16 protein-coding genes are annotated in these 17780 nt (G+C 56.3%); 8 read left to right on the top strand and 8 right to left on the bottom strand.

Annotated features, from left to right (window positions below; translation table 11 throughout):
• Window positions 1-20: 20 nt before the first annotated feature.
• The 3 genes from ABVF61_RS26825 to ABVF61_RS26815 all read right to left on the bottom strand — a co-directional run bounded on the left by ABVF61_RS26825 (window position 21) and on the right by ABVF61_RS26815 (window position 4524).
• On the bottom strand, window positions 21-2168 hold the full coding sequence (locus ABVF61_RS26825) for a DNA/RNA non-specific endonuclease (protein WP_353996680.1): 2148 nt from the start codon (window positions 2166-2168) through the stop codon (window positions 21-23).
• A gap of 422 nt (window positions 2169-2590) precedes the next feature.
• The gene (locus tag ABVF61_RS26820) at window positions 2591-3652 is read right to left on the bottom strand and encodes a Gfo/Idh/MocA family protein (RefSeq protein WP_353997325.1); all 1062 of its coding nucleotides are present in this window, start codon (window positions 3650-3652) and stop codon (window positions 2591-2593) included.
• 86 nt (window positions 3653-3738) lie between these two features.
• Window positions 3739-4524: a ThuA domain-containing protein gene (locus ABVF61_RS26815; protein WP_353996679.1), complete on the bottom strand. Its 786-nt coding sequence runs from the start codon at window positions 4522-4524 to the stop codon at window positions 3739-3741.
• 214 nt (window positions 4525-4738) lie between these two features.
• Here ABVF61_RS26815 and ABVF61_RS26810 point away from each other — a divergent pair, with 214 nt between their 5' ends.
• From ABVF61_RS26810 to ABVF61_RS26800, 3 genes are all read left to right on the top strand, one after another.
• A complete protein-coding gene (locus ABVF61_RS26810) occupies window positions 4739-5107 on the top strand; it encodes a hypothetical protein (RefSeq protein WP_353996678.1) in 369 nt (122 codons plus the stop codon).
• Between the two features lie 8 nt (window positions 5108-5115).
• On the top strand, window positions 5116-5661 hold the full coding sequence (locus tag ABVF61_RS26805) for a TetR/AcrR family transcriptional regulator (RefSeq protein WP_353996677.1): 546 nt from the start codon (window positions 5116-5118) through the stop codon (window positions 5659-5661).
• Window positions 5662-5805: 144 nt separating this feature from the next.
• Window positions 5806-6315 carry a hypothetical protein gene (locus ABVF61_RS26800; RefSeq protein ID WP_353996676.1) on the top strand — a complete coding sequence of 170 codons (510 nt, stop codon included), beginning with the start codon at window positions 5806-5808 and terminating at the stop codon, window positions 6313-6315.
• Here the strand turns inward: ABVF61_RS26800 and ggt are convergent.
• A complete protein-coding gene (ggt, locus tag ABVF61_RS26795; RefSeq protein ID WP_353996675.1) occupies window positions 6309-8048 on the bottom strand; it encodes a gamma-glutamyltransferase in 1740 nt (579 codons plus the stop codon). The two genes, ABVF61_RS26800 and ggt, sit on opposite strands and share 7 nt — an antisense overlap.
• A 276-nt stretch (window positions 8049-8324) precedes the next feature.
• On the opposite strand from ggt, the gene ABVF61_RS26790 reads away from it, so the two are divergent.
• Window positions 8325-8591 (top strand): c-type cytochrome, encoded by a 267-nt coding sequence (locus ABVF61_RS26790; protein ID WP_353996674.1) that lies wholly within the window; start codon window positions 8325-8327, stop codon window positions 8589-8591.
• Between the two features lie 16 nt (window positions 8592-8607).
• Here ABVF61_RS26790 and ABVF61_RS26785 read toward each other — a convergent pair whose 3' ends face one another.
• Window positions 8608-9579, bottom strand: a complete 972-nt coding sequence (locus tag ABVF61_RS26785; RefSeq protein WP_353996673.1) for an endonuclease/exonuclease/phosphatase family protein — start codon at window positions 9577-9579, stop codon at window positions 8608-8610.
• Window positions 9580-9670: 91 nt separating this feature from the next.
• Between ABVF61_RS26785 and ABVF61_RS26780 the strand changes: the two genes are divergently transcribed.
• Complete coding sequence (locus ABVF61_RS26780) at window positions 9671-10069, top strand: YchJ family protein (protein WP_353996672.1); 399 nt, start codon at window positions 9671-9673, stop codon at window positions 10067-10069.
• 50 nt (window positions 10070-10119) lie between these two features.
• Here ABVF61_RS26780 and ABVF61_RS26775 read toward each other — a convergent pair whose 3' ends face one another.
• Window positions 10120-10887: an SDR family NAD(P)-dependent oxidoreductase gene (locus ABVF61_RS26775; RefSeq protein ID WP_353996671.1), complete on the bottom strand. Its 768-nt coding sequence runs from the start codon at window positions 10885-10887 to the stop codon at window positions 10120-10122.
• A 130-nt stretch (window positions 10888-11017) separates the two neighbouring features.
• On the opposite strand from ABVF61_RS26775, the gene ABVF61_RS26770 reads away from it, so the two are divergent.
• Entirely contained in the window at window positions 11018-11590 is a 573-nt protein-coding gene (locus ABVF61_RS26770) for a TetR/AcrR family transcriptional regulator (RefSeq protein WP_353996670.1), read from the top strand.
• A 455-nt stretch (window positions 11591-12045) separates the two neighbouring features.
• Here ABVF61_RS26770 and ABVF61_RS26765 read toward each other — a convergent pair whose 3' ends face one another.
• Window positions 12046-12738, bottom strand: a complete 693-nt coding sequence (locus ABVF61_RS26765) for a hypothetical protein (RefSeq protein ID WP_353996669.1) — start codon at window positions 12736-12738, stop codon at window positions 12046-12048.
• 793 nt (window positions 12739-13531) lie between these two features.
• Between ABVF61_RS26765 and ABVF61_RS26760 the strand changes: the two genes are divergently transcribed.
• Window positions 13532-14956 (top strand): lipopolysaccharide biosynthesis protein, encoded by a 1425-nt coding sequence (locus ABVF61_RS26760; RefSeq protein WP_353996668.1) that lies wholly within the window; start codon window positions 13532-13534, stop codon window positions 14954-14956.
• Window positions 14946-16079: a GNAT family N-acetyltransferase gene (locus ABVF61_RS26755; RefSeq protein ID WP_353996667.1), complete on the top strand. Its 1134-nt coding sequence runs from the start codon at window positions 14946-14948 to the stop codon at window positions 16077-16079. Before ABVF61_RS26760 ends, ABVF61_RS26755 begins: the two co-directional genes overlap by 11 nt.
• Here the strand turns inward: ABVF61_RS26755 and ABVF61_RS26750 are convergent.
• The gene (locus ABVF61_RS26750) at window positions 16076-17719 is read right to left on the bottom strand and encodes an AMP-binding protein (protein WP_353996666.1); all 1644 of its coding nucleotides are present in this window, start codon (window positions 17717-17719) and stop codon (window positions 16076-16078) included. The two genes, ABVF61_RS26755 and ABVF61_RS26750, sit on opposite strands and share 4 nt — an antisense overlap.
• Window positions 17720-17780 lie beyond the last annotated feature (61 nt).

Here is a 17780-nt window from a genome sequence, read left to right as displayed (position 1 = left end):
CCGTGACCAGTGGCGCCAGATCATAGATATCTTATCTGGGTCTTCGAAAGGAGTGGAATTGCCTGTCTGCGCCCTCCAACGCTCTCCTGCTGGCCAAGCGGGTCCAGATCCGCAAGACCGCCAAAATCGATGGCTGCTTCCTCTTCGATGGAACGTACGGACACCTGGGCTGCCTGCTGGGTGTGGCTTGACGTGAAGGCGCCGAAGACAAATTCCTCCTGACTTGGCAGGTTCGCTGTCTGGTCCATCCTGTACCCGGTGGAACATAATTTGCGTGTCCGGTCATGGACGAAGGCGATCACCTTCCAGAAGGCGACCGGAATCTTCACTCCGAAATGCACCGGGTCACTGTTCCTGAAAAAAGGGCCGGTGAAGACGCAAACGCGCATGCCGTCTTCGATGGCATTGTTGAGTGCATAGTCTTCCAGTTCGAGCCAGATCGGTGAGTTGAAGGCCTGCATTTGCGGCGTCGCGTTGGTAACATGCATGCTGTCTTCGTTGCCCAGCTTTGCATCGGTATCCGAGCCCCAGCCCGGATCGTTGCGTCGGGTCATGTGGCCCCGGCTGAATTTCGGCGGGTTGCCGTAGCATTCCTTCATGATCTGCTGCGTCCGCGGAATACGGCCGTCCCATTTCCAGCCTACGCGGCTCGCCATCTTGGCCTGGGCGCCATCGATGTTTACAGCCGAGAAAAAACACATGCGACGCGGCTTGTTCATGACGACGGAAAAATTATGGTACTTCAGCTCACTCATTTCGACGCCGTCGAATTCGAACCTGAGAAGATCCTTTTTAAGCAGAACCTCAGGCAGCTCCGTCCGTTTGTCCGCACCGAGAAACTCCGCGTTGAAACCCATGCGGTTGCGGTAGGTTTCCGGACGGGCTTCTTCGTTTTCGTCAATGAGATCATCGTCGCCAGGATCAGGTATCGGTGGTTGGCGTGACCCGGGCTCCGGCTCCAATGGTGCGGAGGCATATGTCGTAGTGTTGGCACCACCGGGTGCGCCAAGGGAGACTGTGACAGTGAGCGGGAATGTTACCGACTGCGCGCCCAAACCCGGAATCGGTTGAGGCGGTGTTTGGAGGACAACGTTGCTATCGCCCAAACGGGGTTGTGGCACCGCACCCGAGGAGCCGTCCACGTCCCGCGAGTTCTGCCTGCGGCGTTCAGCTTCGTAAGCGCTGCTGTCTCCGCGCTGCACCCGCTCCAGTGCTTCTTTCACGATGTCAGACCTGACGGCATAATTGGTGGTCATGAAGGCGCCGGAATAGTGCAGGCCGAATGCCTCACCGGTTTTAAGGTTCAGTACCACCGAGCCCGAGTTGCCGCCCAATGTGGTTGCATCATGCAGCAGGCGGTCTTCTTCCACGAATGTAACGCTGCCCGGTGCGACGCGCTTGTGATTGTAGCGTTTGCCGTAGATGTCTTCCATCAGGGTGAAATCGGGAATGCGCGAGTCGCTGGCCGGATAGCCGATCACGGCAGCAAGCTGAGTTTCTGACGGCGTGGACGACAGAAGGATCGGGTCCGACAAAGGGCCGTCGCCGGCCGTCTGCTCGACGCGGAAAAAGGCCATATCGGGATAATCGATCACATCCAGAACATCGATCAGTTTGAAGACGCGTGCGCCCGGATTGTCGAATTCCTTCAGAAAGTCGATGTTCGCCCGCACAGCGCGCGCACCATCCGTTGCAAAGGTAAATCCCTCGCCGTCGCGCATGGTGAATTCCCGGGCGACGTGACGGTTCGTGACCATGATGTCCCGGGCAACCAGCCAGCCGGTGCCGACCCAATCCAGATAGTGATTTTGTAGATTGATGCGCCCGCTTGCCTTGATGGCGTGTTCGAGAATGTCGGCCGCGCTTTCCAGGCGGGCTTTCCAGGTCTTGCTTTCCGATTGCTCGACGAATTCCAGAACCGTCTCGTTGTTCAACACGTCCAGCACTGGCCTGCCGGACCGCATGATAATGCTTTCCAGATTGAATTCGTCACTGAGCCCCGCCGGTGCAGCGCCCTCCGGCGTAAAGGTTTCGAACGCCTCCAGACTGGCCTCAAGATCGAGGCCGCCGCTGGTATCGGCAAGTTCTTCGTTCAATTCATTGTCGCGATCGAGAAAACGCTTCCTGAATTTTCTCATGCGTTCAATGTTTTCACTTGAGGCAGACATAAATTCCCCCCTTTGAAATCGGACTATTGAAAATGCACGTAAGGGTTTATTGGAGCACACTCCGGCAGAAATGCAATGCGTAAGGCCGTCCGGAAACCCGCAATTTCTCAGGGTTCAGACCATGCGACTGCCACAAGGCGGGTTGTATCCGGGAAACGGGATTTGCAACAAAGTCCGTCAGTCTGAGGCCAGACCCATCAATTTGAAGGGCTCCAAGGCGACGATAGACGCGTTTCGTCTAAAATTAGAGAAAAACCTGAAGGCTTGGCTGAACGAAGTGTCAGGGCAAGTGCGCTAGATTGTGCATACATTACATGAGGGATGGCGGAACACGACGTTCTTTCGGTGATGTTGCCTTGCTGTAGTACCCACTTTGCGCGGCGGAGCCTTTAGGCTCCGCCGCTATTCATTTCAGGCAAGGCTCATACTGTGTCATCGTCCACTTTGAGAAAAGCGCCGTTGCTCGCGTCGGACCGTTCTGCGGTATCAAGTGCCGCCTGCAGGAGCGCGCCATGGGCGAAATCCGGTTCAGGCTTGCCGTTTCCGCGAATGGCGTCAATGAAACGCTCATAAACCGTCGGGACGGGGCCTGCCTCAATATCCTGCCAACGTGCTTCCATCAGATCACTGCCACGGCAGATACGCAGCCGCTCGATACGGTTTTCGAAGGAGACCTCCAGTCCACCCTCGTCGCCATAAAGGCGAAGGCGCAGGTCGTTGTGATGGCCTGACGCAAATCGGGTCGCGGTGATCGTCCCGAGAGCGCCGTTTTTCAGTTCCGCCTGAAGTGTAAAGCTGTCATTGGCATCGAGCGGATACTCGCCAATGCGGTTTCCTTCCGCCTTGTCGAAGGTCTTGAGACGGCAGGACAGCTCAGACACGGGGCTTTGCGCTGCGAACGCGGTGAAATCAAGAATGTGGATGCCGACGTCACCGAGAACACCCTTCGAACCATGTTCGGTTGACAGGCGCCAGAGCCACTGGCTTTCCGTACGCCAATCACCCCATGCCGGCTGGGTCAGCCAGCTTTGGAGGTAGGACGCCTCGAAATGCCGAAGTGCGCCGATCGCGCCTTCGCCGACCAACTGAGCTGCTTTTTGCAAGACGGCGACATCCCGGTAGCTGAGATTGACCATGCCGATGACGCCCTTCTCCTCGGCAAGGGCGGTCATTTCCTGCGCATTGGCTGCGTTGGTTGCCAACGGTTTCTCGCACAAGACGTGTTTGCCCGCTGCCAAGAGCTGCAGCGTTGTCGGATGATGGGCGGCGTCCGGCGTCACGTTGGAGACCGCGTCAAACGCACCCCACGCGATCGCCTCCCGAAGGTCCTCGAATTTTTCGGCAACATCGTAGGCTTCGCAAAATTCGGCAAGCATGTCCGGACGCCGGTCCACACCGGCAACGATTTCAACTCCGGGCATTTTCTGAAACGCGGCAGCATGGTTTCTGGCCATGTTGCCTGTTCCAAGAATGAGGACGCGCACGGGGTTTTTAGAGGAAGTCATGGGCGACTCCATTGCGTGTGAAACATCGGACCGCGTTTTTCAGGTCCGCCTGGTGCTGTGCAATGTCAGCGAAAGCCCTCTTCGCCTTCTGCGTGCAGTTTGGGGCCACGTTCTTCGATTTTTTCCGGTGCCGACTCTACCGGAACGTTCGGAGCCGCATTGGGATCTGCAACGCGCGCAAGCGGGTTAAATGCCCATTTGACGCCGTTTTTCAGAACTGTCTGGATCGTGGCATCGTGATAGGTCGGATAAGTCTCGTGGCCGGGCCGAAAGTAGAAAACGTTGCCTGCGCCGCGTTTGTAGGTGAGGCCGGAGCGGAAAACCTCTCCACCCTGAAACCAGCTGATGAAGACTGTTTCGAGGGGTTCGGGAACCCCGAAAGGCTCGCCGTACATTTCCTCCATCTCCAGTTCGAAACTGTCCGGCACGTTTTTCGTAATCGGATGATTTCGGCTCGTGACCCAAAGCCGTTCCCGTTCACCTGCCTCACGCCAGGTGAGGTTGCACGGGCTGCCCATCAGCCGTTTGAACGGTTTGGCAAAATGGGCCGAATGCAGGAACATCATGCCCATGCCGGACCAGACAGCGTCACAAACACGGTCGACAACTTCGTCTGCGACATCGCCATGTGCGGCGTGCCCCCACCATACCAGAACATCGGTCTCGGCCAGACGGTCCGCGGTCAAGCCGTGCTCGGGTTCCTGCAGGGTTGCCGTCGTCGCGCTGATCTCAGGATCGGTATTCAGAGCGTCCGCAATGCATTGATGCATCCCGTCCGAATAGGTTCGCGCAACAATCGCATTGTGTTGCTCGTGGACGTTTTCGCCCCAAACCACGGTTCTGATCGGCATAGCCGCGTCTCCTGGTCAATACTGGTTTTCAGGAAGAGCGCTTCCATTCTTCAAAGCGCTTTGGATAGCGCTATCACTCCACTTTTTGCGTGTCAATCAGACAGTCGCCAGAAGTTGCAGATTCCTGAATTTGCCCGTGACGTCCCGCCGCATTGCCGCATTTTAGCAGGTGGCGTAAACAAACCATAACATATGGTATGTTTGGAGATTAAAGATGAATTCCTTTTTCCTAGTCGCGGCTGCCCTGTCTGCCGGCACCTGTCTTATCCATACGTTCCTCGGCGGCAGGGAAATTGCGGTTCCCTTGCTGAACGCAACCGGATTGGGTCCTGTCCCCAAATACGTGAGCTACTACTGCTGGCACATTGCAACCATCGCTCTTGCGGCGATGGCCATCATGTTTGCGGTCGCTGCAGCGTATCCGCAAAGCTGGGAGCTCGGCTGGACCGCGACTGGACTGGCAGTTTCTTTCTGCCTGCTGGGCGTGGCACTTCCCCCTTTGAAAAAACAGTCCTACAAAGCAATGCCGCAAGGCTGGTTGTTCCTGCCAATTGCGTGTTTCGGTATTGCCGGTGGCGTCTAGTGAGTTGAATGGCACGATTTTCGAAGCAGGATTGGCTGGATCTGGGCCTAACGCGTCTGTCGCGTGAAGGCGCGTCCGGCCTGACCGTGGAAGCACTCTGCAGTGCCGCCGCCCGTACGCGGGGGTCCTTTTACCATCACTTCAAGGACCATGATGCATTTCTGGAACAGCTGCTCCTGGCGTGGAAGCAGCGCAACACGCTGGATGTCGCCGATGCGATCATGCAGCAGCCTGAGGAAAAGCGGGCGCAGACACTGTCTGACATTGCCAACATGCTGGATCAGGACCTTGAGCGTGCGGTGCGCAAGTTAGCGCAGTCAAACCCAATTGCACGCGGGATCGTTCAGGATGTCGACGAGGTCAGGACCGAATTTGTTGTCGGGCTCTACTGCAACATGGGCCTGGAAGAGACCCTGGCCCGGGAAATCGCGCAGCTGGAATATGCAGCCTATGTCGGCAGCCAGATCATCTGGCCGGGCATGACCGCGTCAGACCGTATCCGGCTGGATCAGCGGTTCGCGTCCATGGTGGCCAAGGCGTTCCTGAAAGACTGAGGGACCGCGCAGCTGTCCACCAAACTCAGACTGCATGTCGAGGTGGCCTGAGATGAGTCGATCACGCAAATGTGAACACTAACCAATCCTCAACGGCTTTCTGGTATCTGATGCCTCTCCAGTGTTCAGGAAAGGGCATCCGTCATGCATGCACTTCGTCAGCCCATTACCGCAGTCGTTATCGTCTTCTGGTTTTTCTTCTGGCTGCTCAACGGTCTCGACAAGTTCTTTGCCCGGCAGGATATCTGGCTGGTCCACTGGTGGGGGAACCACAGGGTCGAAAAGTTCACCATGTATTTCGACAGGCTTGCCTGGGATCCTGCATTCGTTCAGGCAACTCTCATCTTTGCGGGTCTTGTCGAATTCGCCGCTGCCGGCATTTTTGTGTGGGCCGGTGTCAAGCTGCTTCAGGGCAGGCCCGGCGTCGCCTATCGTACGGATTTGGCAATTGCCGTTTCGATTACGGTGTTTCTGGGCTTCACGATATTCGACGTCGTCGTCGGTGACCGGGCGGAACTGCTTGAACACTCGACCTATATCGGCGTGCTGCTGGTGTCGTTCCTGGCCGTGTCGGCAGAAAGCTTCTTTCAACACCTGCGGGATCTGGACAGCCAGAGCACGCTCAATCGGCATTATCCACCGAAAGCTCAGTAGCCCAGAGTGAGGGCTCCCTGACGGCGTGGATCGGAGAACCCTGCCAGAACACCGTCAATGCTCATGATCGACTGTGTCGAGCCCATGGCATTCTTGACCACCACCTCATGCCCTCTGTCCTCGAGCAGTCTGACGGTGTCCGGTGAGATACCCTCCTCGATCCGGATTTCGTCGGGAAGCCACTGATTGTGGATCCGCGGTGCGACCGTGGCTTCAGCGATATTCATCTGGTGGTCGACGACATTCAGGATGATCTGCAAGGTCGTCGTGATGATGCGGCTGCCGCCCGGGGAACCGGTCGCCAGGTGGAACTGACCATCCTTGAAGACAAGTGTCGGGCTCATGGAAGAGAGCGGACGCTTGCCACCTTCAACGGCATTGGCAGTGCCGCCGATCAGGCCGTACGCGTTCGGAACGCCGGGTTTTGCCGAAAAGTCATCGAGTTCATTGTTCAGCAGAACACCGGTTCCGTCGGCGGTCAGGCCGGAGCCATACGAAAAGTTCAGCGTATAAGTATTCGAAACGGCGTTCCCGTCCTTGTCGACGACGGAATAGTGTGTGGTTTCATTGCTTTCATAAGGCAACGGATCGGCCGGCTTGACCTCCTCGGACGGTCTTGCTGCTTCCATTTGAATGGTCTTTGTGAGCTCGGCCGCATAGTCGCGCGACGTCAGACCCTTGATGGGAACACTGACAAAGTCGGGGTCGCCCAGGTATTTGGATCTGTCGGCATAGGCCAAACGCATTGCTTCGGACATGGCGTGAATGGAATCGGCCGAATTCGGACCAAACTCATTCATCGGGAAACGTTCAAGGATGTTCAGGATCTGGACAATATGAACGCCGCCGGAAGATGGAGGCGGCATGGACGCAATCTCGTAACCCCGATAGGTCCCGACGACCGGGTCGCGCCAGACCGGCTGATAATCGGCGAGGTCTTCCACCGTCATGCTGCCGCCGGCATCCTGGACTTTCTTCGCGATTTTCTCCGCGATTTCACCTTTGTAGAAGCCGTCCGCACCTTGCTCGGAAATCAACTCCAGTGTGCGCGCAAGATCTGCCTGAACGAGTGTTTCGCCCGGCAGGTAAGGCAATCCGCCGGCCTTGAAGAAAATTTCCGCTGTGGCGGGATCCCTCGTCAGTCGCTCTGCTCTGGCGGTCAGGGCAGCCGACAGGCCTGGTGTCACCGTTATCCCGTTGCCTGCCAACTCGATCGCGGGGGCGATGAGGTCCTGCCAGGTCACATTACTGCTGCCGTGTTCGGCGTAAGCCGCCGCAAATCCTGCCACTGTGCCTGGTACCCCGATGGCCAGGCCCGAGAACCTTGACTTTTGCTTGTCCGGCTCGCCGTCCGGCCCCAGAAACATGTCCTTGAAGGCACCGCTGGGAGCCTTTTCGCGATAATCCAGAGCCAGCGTTTCATCGCTCTCGGCCATGTGGATCATCATGAACCCGCCACCGCCCAAATTGCCCGCACGCGGAAGTGTTACGGCCAGCGCAAAGCCTGTCGCAATCGCTGCATCCACGGCATTGCCACCCTTTTGCAGAATGTCGACGCCGACAGCCGTCGCGACGGCCTCCTGGCTTGCCACCATCCCGTTTTGCGCCGTAACCGGGTGGAAAAGATCCGTCAGGGCATAGATCGGTGCGCTTTGCGCGGCGGCTTGAATGGGCGGAAGAATCAGTGTTGCAGCTGCGATCGCGCAAACCATGGTTCTGAGGCGACGTCCCATAACTTTTCTCCCATGTTGTGATTTTCGAAAGTGTGTCGGAACGTTTCTTGTGTGGCAACACAAAAGCGCGCGCAGGTTGTTTGCATGAGCGGCAAATTGATCCACCGCAAGGCCGCATCACCGGAAAAAAGCCAGTCTTGAATTATCAACTCTTTTTGTCTGAAGGAGACGCGCATGATCCGGTGCCCGGAAGTTTTCAGGTTATCGCGCTCTAGGGCCAGAAACGCAGCCACATCGGCACTGGTACTTGCGATTCTGATGTTGGGGGCAATGCCCATGCCGGCTGTTGGAGCAGACGCTGCGGCCGGAAAAACCCTGGCGCTGCAGTGGTGTTCTTCCTGTCACCTGGTTTCCCAGGATCAGGCGACAGCTGCCAGTGTTTCGCTTCCGAGCTTTTACGACATAGCAAAGGATCCGGACTGGACAGAAACCACGCTGGCGACCTTCCTGGCAGATCCGCATCCGAAAATGCCGGATATGAGCCTGGGCAACAGGGAGATCGCAAATCTGGCGAAGTACATAAATTCGCTGGGACCGCAGTAGCGTTCGCGCAAACGTTTCATATGTCGAATTCGGCGCGCATGGCTGCGTGATAGGAGCCGGCGTAGTCTGCATCGCCGGCGTCAAAAACCTCGTCGGGCAATCCTGTGTTGAAAACGCGCACGTCCCGGGTCTTGTCGGTCATGCTGCCGCTTGCCAGAATATGATCGAGCGCTTGCCCCTTGCCTTTATGCAGGACGGTCTGCCGCTTTGAAATCGGCAGGGACGCGTCGAGCTGGAACAGTCTGCGGTGCTCCCACTCCGGAGAGGCCGTGTCATCAGGATCGGCCCGCAAAAGACGGAGCGTTCCGGTCTCGCCGGTCGCGTTGAAGTCACCTGTCAGGATGATCTGTGCCTTTTCGTCCCTCTCGAAAAGGTCTTCAACCGCCAGACGCAATTCAAGTGCCTGCGCTGTCTGCTTCAGCACCGACAATTGGTATCCTTCTGCCCAGGCTGCCGTGCTTTTCCAGGTTCTTGTCGCCGTCTTGCCGCCGCGGATCATGGCGGCAATCGGTGCCCGCAGATGCACGACGAACAGATGGAGCGGTTTTGGCAACCCAAGATCGATTTCGGATCTCAGGATTGGCCGTTCGAATGTGATCGACTGGGGTGCATCATAACCCGGGTCGGCGGTGGTCGGCTGCCAGAGCGGTGCATGCGCACGCGATTGAAAAATGCTCTCGTGATCGATGATCGGATATCGCGACAGGATGACAAGATTGTGCTTGTCTCCCGGGCCCTTGCCGGGCGCACGCTCGCTGGCGACACGGTGATAGGTTTCGTAAACCGTGCCTGCCAGCAAGAGATCGAGCGCCGGGAATTGCCGCTGCGGAGCAGCCTTGACCTTTTGCGCGTTTACCTCCTGAAGGCACAGGATATCGGCTTCAAGCTCCTCAATGCGAGGGCGTAGAGCCTCCAGACGCGGTCTCAGCGGGGCGACTTCATAACGATCGTCGCCGTAAGATTCCATATTGAACGTGGCAAGCTTCATCAAAAATCCAAACCGATCGCGACGTGCAAGATGACGGATGGGCACTTCAAGTGTTAGGCAGCGTATCTGTTGAAATCAACAAGAGGTTTGGATGGACAATCAGGCGTGCCCATGTGGCAGGGGACCGGCCTTCGAGGCCTGCTGCGAACCTTTTCTCGCCGGTTCCGCGCTCCCCAAAACCGCGGAAGATCTGATGCGGTCGAGATACACAGCCTTCGCCCGGCAAAGGATTTCTTATTTGAAAGACACGTTGTGGCCAAAGCACCAAAGCAGTTTTGATGAGCTTGCTACCTCGCGGTGGGCTTCGGAAAACCACTGGGCGGCTTTGACCGTGCTTGAGGTGCATGCGGGCGGTGAAGCCGACCGGGAAGGGACTGTTCTTTTTGAAGCAAAATATCTTTCAGGTGGCAAACTCGTCACCCACCGTGAGCGCAGCCGGTTTCGGAAAAAATCCGGCCGATGGTTCTATGTGGAGGCCATCGCGGATTGATGCAGCCGCCGCTTCGGGCTGCTGCATCAGTGTGCTTGAACGCGTTCTGGTCAGTTACGCCCGGCCATGACGCCGCCATCGACATCCCAGATCGCTCCGGTGACCCAACCGGCCTCGTCTGAAAGCAGAAAATCCACGGCCGACGCAACATCGTCCGCCGTTCCGATGCGCCCGATCGGGTGAAAAGCGTCGAAACCTTGCTTCAAAGTCTGCGAGATCTGATCTTCAGGGATAAAGGCGCTGTAAATGGGTGTCTCCACGACTGCCGGTGCAACCGCATTGACCCGGATCCCCTGATCACCAAGCTCCATTGCCAGGTGCTGCGTAAACGCGTGAAGGCCCGCTTTCGCCATGGAATAGGCTGACGACGGTGTGGCCTTGACAGCCTGATGCGCCCACATTGATCCAAGGTTCACAACAGCGCCTTTTCCCGCTTCCGACATATTCCGCGTTGCTGCCTGTGTGATCAGGAAGGTGCCTCGATTGAAGGCGTGATACAAATCGAAGTCCTCACCGGTGTGGTCAAGGTAAGGTTTCGGACTGAAGTAACCTGCGGCATTCACGAGATACCCGATCGGCTGGCCCAAGTTTTCGATCTTTTCGACAATTCCTTGCACGTCGGAGGGCCGGGTGACATCTGCCCGCCAGGTATCAACGGTGACGTTGTGGCGTGCTTCGATCTCTGCGCGGGCCGTGGCAAGTTTCTCCGTGTTCCTTCCGATCAGGACGAGTGGGATGCCACGTGCTGCCAGGCGATGTGCGGTTGCAAGACCCATGCCCGATGTGCCGCCCTGAATGATTGCGATGCTAGTGTCCATTTCCGATCTCCAATTTGACTTCAAGGAATTTATCTATCTATCGATAGGTAAATAAGACGAAACTGATATCTGTATTGCGTCCCGGGTTGTCAAGCCCTATCTATCAGTCGGTAGATTAGGAGATCGCCCCGTGACCGCATCGACAGCCGATACAGAAGACAAAATCCTCGATCTGGCCGAAGCCCTCATTCGGACGAACGGATATAACGGCTTCAGTTTCCGGGAGATCGCGTCCGGTGTCGGGGTCAAAAGTTCAAGCGTTCACTATTATTTCCCGACCAAGGCCGACCTCGGTGCAAAGGTTGCCAAGAGATACACCGACCGGTTTCTGGATACTCTTGGGGATCCGGACATGCCGACGGTCAGCGCAGATGCGCTTGTCGAGAGGCTTCATGCCGAATTTGCAAGTGCCCTTGGAAAAGACGGTCAGATGTGCCTGTGCGGCGTTTTGGCCGCAGAATCTGCCGGCCTTCCGGATGCTGTCGTCAAAGAAGCAAAATCTTTCTTCGACAAGACTGGTGAGTGGCTGAAAAGGGGGTTGAAGAAGACCGAATGGGGATCAAATGCGACGGAAGAGGACTTGGCCAAACAGTCTCTGAGCGTGCTTGCGCAGCTTGAAGGAGCCATGTTGATCGCGCGAATACAGGGAAAGCCTGCTTGGTTCAATGATCTGAAGCCCAAGATTTCAGAATTGGAAATCTAATATAGTGAAAGTAAATTTTCCTGAGAATTTGAATCTGAATAAATTCAACAGATATACTTAACGCGGTATATTATAAAAATCCGATAAAATGAAAAAACGTTAATTTGAATATCCATCCGCCTGAATACATCTTTCATCGTATCAAGTGTAGATGAAATGGAGGATGTGAAAATGCTAAGATATGCAAATAAACATATGGATGAGCTCAGGAAGGAGATAGAAGTTTTGCTGAACCGCCACGACATCGACCCATCCGAGAAAAGCAAGAGACTTAGCCGGTTGGATCGCTCCTACCAATTCTGGCGGCAATTCGCATAAAGCAAGCACTTTTGACGTAGCAACAAATGATGAAGTCCAGATCCGCCGTGCGCATTAAAGGATTGTGGCGCGCGTGCGGTGGACACGAAAAACGGCCCAAGAGGGCCGTTCAGATTTTTTGATACTGGTTTTTCCAGTTAAGCGCGTTTGCGCCTACGGGATGCAAATCCAAGAAGCGCAACACCGGCAGGAAGCAACAGACCTGCTGCAGGGATCGGCACTGCCGTGATGTTGACCGTGTCGATAAAGCCGCCAAGCGTGTTCTGCTTTCCTGTTGCAGCAAATGCAAGCGTATAGTTACCGGCTGTCTCAACAACAAAGAGCGCCTTGACGAGGGTCCAGGCACCCACAGAGGTTAGCGGTGACACACTGGGACCAGTGATGAAGCCGGATACGAGATCGTCGCTGATCGAATATTCAATGCCATTGGAACTCGCGTCGTCGTTGCGCGGGCTGAACCAGAAGGAAAGTTCGTATTTCCCAGCGTCGAGTGCAACTTCCTGCTCCATGGACGAATTTGAGTTCGGCCTCGGGTGGCTGTCCAGCTCGATATAGTGCTGGCCCGAATGCGCATCGACGCTCCTCAGTGTCCTGTTGGTTTGAACCTCAATGCCTGCGCCGCTGGCCGTGGTCCAGCCGTTTATCTGCGTAAACACATCCCAGGACGAACCGGTCGTCGCCAGGTTCGAAAGCTTGTTTCCGTTTACAAGACCTGTGGGATCCAGCGTTGCGGTGTCTTCAAAGTTACCGTTGATAATCATCGCATTTGCTGTGCTCGCGCCGAGGAGAAGAGCGCTCGCAAATGCAGCTGTCGCTATTGCCTTAAACATCATTTTTGCCTTTGCACACCGGCCATTTAGCCGCGTGACATCATACAAAACCGTTTGATGCCAAGCGGAGCGGCCTGTTTTTAGTTGGTCTCTTCTCCCCCATAAGAGAACTCTAATGCTCTATAAGGTTTTTTTATTACTTCTGCAATGCAGAAGAGGAAGCACTGTTACGCAACCGTTTCTTAAGGTTAATTTTCAGCGCCGTTTGTGTCTGGGATACCGAGGTTTTCGGCCAAGGGCGTGAAGGCAAAAAAAGATCCGGCCCCTGCGCATTGGCGGCGACAGCAGGGACCGGATCGAAAGGCGGATCGAAGGGGAGGCAACCCTCTTAATCCGCAATGGCTGCCCAAACCGCCTTTATCTGAACGCGGGTCAGAGCTGTAATGATTCAGGCAATTCATATGTTCACTATTTGTTCTTATTTTCACGCTTGTGTCAAGCGCGAATGCGGCCGTTCACATTAGGCAGGGCGGTGACATTCGCGCGATCGCGATCTGGTTTCTGGCCGGTGAGTGGTCTCGGAACGAAATCAACAACTGCCTTGGTCAGACCATCTGGTTCTAATGTCAAAAGAACCGGCAGCGACTATGGGAGCGTGTCGATGGTCTTTGGATGGGTCTCACAGACTAAAACCGTGACGGAATGCATGGAAGCTTGTCTCAGCTTGCGTTGCCGAATTGTCGTGCCGGCTCACGTATCTGTGAAGGCGAGCCGACATTCAGCCCTCGAAAGCCACGGAATATTAAGCCCCTCATGACATTAATACGGAAAGGTATTTTCAAGGGCCCCGAACGTGCGATTTACCGCCTATTCCTGGACAAAGCGTTTTCAAGACGCCACCTGGACCCAGGCGCTTGGCAAAAGCGTTGACCGATTTGCGTCTGCCGCATCCGGACCCGCGTCGGAAAAACAGGCGGCCGGACGCATGGCGTTGTCAACGTTTGCTGTCAGGGTCGCCGGCGCTGCCCTTGCCTTTCTGTCTCAAATTGTGCTCGCGCGCCTGCTTGGTGCGCACGACTACGGTATCTACTCCGTTGCCTGGACCTTCGTCATTGTCCTGGGAGTGATGGCTTGTGGCGGTTTTTCAACATCGGCCAGCCGGTTCATTCCCCAGTATCGCCAGGCCGAAGATCTCGATGGTCTGCGCGGGTTCCTGAAAGCGAGCCGGCTGACTGCGTTTCTGTTCGGCCTCGGGACGGCGGCGTGCGCGATCGGTTTTGTCTACCTCCTGCGACCGGCCATTGAGCCATACTACACCCTGCCGTTGGTGATCGTGTTCCTGGCGCTGCCTTTTTTCGCCTTCGGTCTTGTGCAGGATGGTATCGCACGCAGCTACGACTGGCCTTCGCTGGCGATGCTGCCGACTTACATCTGGCGGCCGCTTGCCATCCTTTTTCTGCTGATATGTGCGGTATTCCTTGGGTTTCCGGCAAGTGCGGAAACCGCGGCTCTTGTTGCCGTAGCGGCCACTCTGTTGGTCGCTGCCTACCAATATGTTCATCTGAAGAAGAAACTCCCCAGCAAGGTCTCACCCGGGCCGGCGCGGATTGAGCTGAAGTCGTGGCTTGTTGTCTCGGCACCAATGCTCATGGTCGAGGGCTTCCTGCAGCTGATTACCAGCGCTGACGTGATCATGGTGAGCTTCTTTCAAAGCCCAGACGAAGTTGCGGTTTATTTCGCAGCATCCAGAACATTGGCACTGGTTCATTTTGTCTATTTCGCCGTTCGTGCCGCGTCGGCGCACCGGTTTTCCAGCTACATCCATAACCAGGATCTAACCGGTCTTGCCGCCTATACCCGTCAGGCGAGCCTGTGGACGTTCTGGCCCTCCCTTGCCGCTGGAGCAGTGCTCCTGCTGGTGGCGCCCCTGTTGCTGCGTCTCTTCGGCAATGGGTTCGAGAGCGGATACCCGCTCATCGCACTTTTGTTGATCGGTGTGCTCGCGCGCGCTTCCGTCGGCCCGGCAGATGCGCTTCTGTCGATGACGGGACACCAGAAAACATGCGCTGGAATTTATGCGGCGACCTTTGCTCTCAATGTTGTTTTGAACCTGATTTTCATTCCTTGGCTTGGTCTGGCCGGAGCGGCAATCGCGACGAGTTGCGCAATCTTATTTGAAGCAACCGTGCTTGCGTGGGCAGCAAAGCGAAGGCTGAACGTAACAACATTTGTGGTTCCGTTGATGCTTTCGGACGGGAGACGGCCCGTTGAAAGCTGATGTCGAAATGTCCGCGCCCCTTGAGGCCGTTTCATTCGATCCCCTAAGCAGCGATCTGCCTGTTGATGCCTGGAAAACACTCGCAGGCAATGCGCTTGACCCCAACCCGTTCTTCGGCCCCCAGTTCCTTCGCCCCTTTTTGAAAAACCACAAGGTCAAAGGGATCAGCCTGGTAACGGTTCGCAACAAGCGATCGGGTGACTGGCTTTTGTCTTGTCCGGTGGGCCGCCGTCTCGCGGGCGTCTTCGTTCCTGTTGCAACAGCATGGACAAGTGACTACGCCCCGCTTGGAACGCCGTTGATGCATCCGGAAGCGGACCGTGAGCATGTCGATCTTTTTTTCAAGGCAGCATCTGGAGCATTTGGAGTGCTCGCCTTTCCGTTTCTGCCATTGGCAACCCAAACAGCCGAGCGCTTGCAGGCCCCGGCACGCATGACTTCGGCGATCTACTCAAGATCATGCCGGGCTGCTCACGCACCGGGGCAAGAAGGCGAGCAGCAGCTGGCCGATGCCTTCAAGGGCAAGCGCCGCAAGGAAATGCGGCGTCTGCTGCGCAAACTTGAAGAACATGGAGATGTCAGTTTTGAAAGCATCACCGGTCCTGCGGTGGTCGATCACTTCGATGCGTTTCTGGATCTCGAAGCGTCCGGCTGGAAAGGACGCGGCCTGACGGCGCTCGCAAGCGACACAAAGACCGCGCAGTTTTCACGCGAAGCAGTTGCCGCGTTTTCACAGTCAGGTTCGATCCGCATAGACGAGTTGCGCGCAGGTGGCAGGCTGATCGCGTCAATCGTATGCTTTGTCGAGAGCGGACATGTCTTTACATGGAAAATTGCCTTCGACGAGGAGTTCAGTCGTTACTCGCCAGGCGCCCAGCTTGTCCTTTACACGTTTCGGGAAAACCTTGCGTTGCCGGACTTCACGGCTGCCGACTCCCTCGCCATTCCCGGCCATCCGATGATCGAGCCTTTGTGGCGGGGCCGCCTGGAAACGGGCACACTCATTCTGTCAACGGCGCCAGTGGCAGAGGCCAAAATCCAGCTGTGCGGTGCAGACCTTGCCTTGGAGCGTAAATTGCGCAGCGCTGCCCGCGCAGCACGGGCAAGATTCCGGTCTTCCTAGCTCGCTTGCTGCCTTGTTTCAGAGCGGGCGAGATCACGCAGTTTCCGTCTGATGACCTTTCCTGTCGTCGTCATCGGGAGTGAGTCCATGAATTCGATTTCGCGCGGAAATTCATGCGCGGAAAGCCTCTCGCGGACGAATGTTCTGATATGGCTCTCGAGCTCCTCATTCGCAGACTCATCCGGTTTCAGAACGATGTAGGCCTTTACGATCTCCGTGCGGAGCGGATCCGGTTTCCCGACCGCTGCGGCCAGGGCAACAGCTGGATGTTTTATGAGGCAATCCTCGATTTCGCCGGGTCCGATGCGATAGCTCGCCGATGTGATGATGTCATCGTCCCGACCGACAAAATGAATGTAGCCGTCTTCATCCATCACACCCTGGTCACCCGTCAGCATCCAATCGCCCAGAAACTTTTCCCGCGTGGCGTCAGGTTTGTTCCAGTATTCCAGAAACATGACGGGGTCTGGCCGTTTAATAGCAATCTGCCCGGGGGTCTCGGCCGGGAGCACCGTGCCGCTGGTGTCGATAATAGCGACCTCATGCCCCGGCATTTCCTTGCCGATGGCACCGGAGCGCGTCACCCCAAGGGATGCAGCCGATCCGAGGATCGCATTGCATTCGGTCTGTCCGTAGAATTCGTTGACGGGAAAACCGAACTCTTCCAGGAACCAGTCATAGGTCTCCCGTCCAAGGGATTCCCCGGCAGATCCGACACTGCGCCAGTTCAAGGCAAACCTTTGGGAGGGCCTTTCAACCGCGCGCAGCATCTTCAGAGCCGTTGGCGGAATGAAGGCGTTGCGAACGTTCTGACTTTCGAGCAGATGAAACGCGAATTCCGGATCAAATTTCCGGGACGCATAAGAGACCACCGGAACACCGAGTTTCAATGCCGGAAAGAGTGCGTTCAACAACCCGCCCGCCCAGGCCCAGTCGGCAGGCGTCCATAGCAGGTCGCCATCCTGACCGAGAAAATTCTGGGAGAGTTCTATGCCCGGCATATGACCGGGCAGCACACGATGCCCGTGAAGAACGCCTTTAGGTTGACCGGTTGTGCCGGATGTATAGATCATCAGTGCCGGATCGTTCGGCGTGGTGTCCAGCGTGTCAAATCGATCGCTTGCACGATCAAGCAGAGCGTCGAAGGAAAGCGCACGGCTTTCCGCTCCGTCGACAGAAATCAGAATTTCCAGCTCCGGCAGCGCTTCGCGGATTACCGAAAGTTTTTCCAGCCCTTGTGCGTCCGTAAAAATGACCTTTGCGCCTGAATCGGAGAGCCGGTACCGCAACGCTTCCTGCCCGAAGAGAGCTGCCATCGGTACAGCGATCGCACCAATCTTGTAGGCTGCGATATGGGCAATCGCGGTTTGCGGGCTTTGCGGCAAAAGAAGAGCGACCCGATCTCCGCTGCCCACCCCAAGCGCGGCAAGAGCATTGGCACAGCGGTTGGCCGCCTGATTCAAACGGAGATGTGTCCAATCCTGACTGGCGCCGTTCGGCAACACATGACGGATCGCAAGCCGATGCGGATCCTTTTGCGCCCAACAATCACTTACAGCGGCCGCAATATTGTAGACCGGGGGAAGCGACCAGCGGAAACGGTCTATCAGTGTTGCGTAGTCGCTGGTTGGTTGCAGCATTTTTGGCGTCCGGTGCAAAAATTTTAGGCAGCGGAGTTTAGGCGCGCGATTGCTGCAGCGC

Origin of the sequence: Roseibium sp. HPY-6 (assembly GCF_040530035.1) — a bacterium.
GTDB lineage: Bacteria > Pseudomonadota > Alphaproteobacteria > Rhizobiales > Stappiaceae > Roseibium.
The sequence above is the reverse complement of the archived record's forward strand: the minus strand, read 5'-3'. Positions and strand labels throughout refer to the sequence as shown.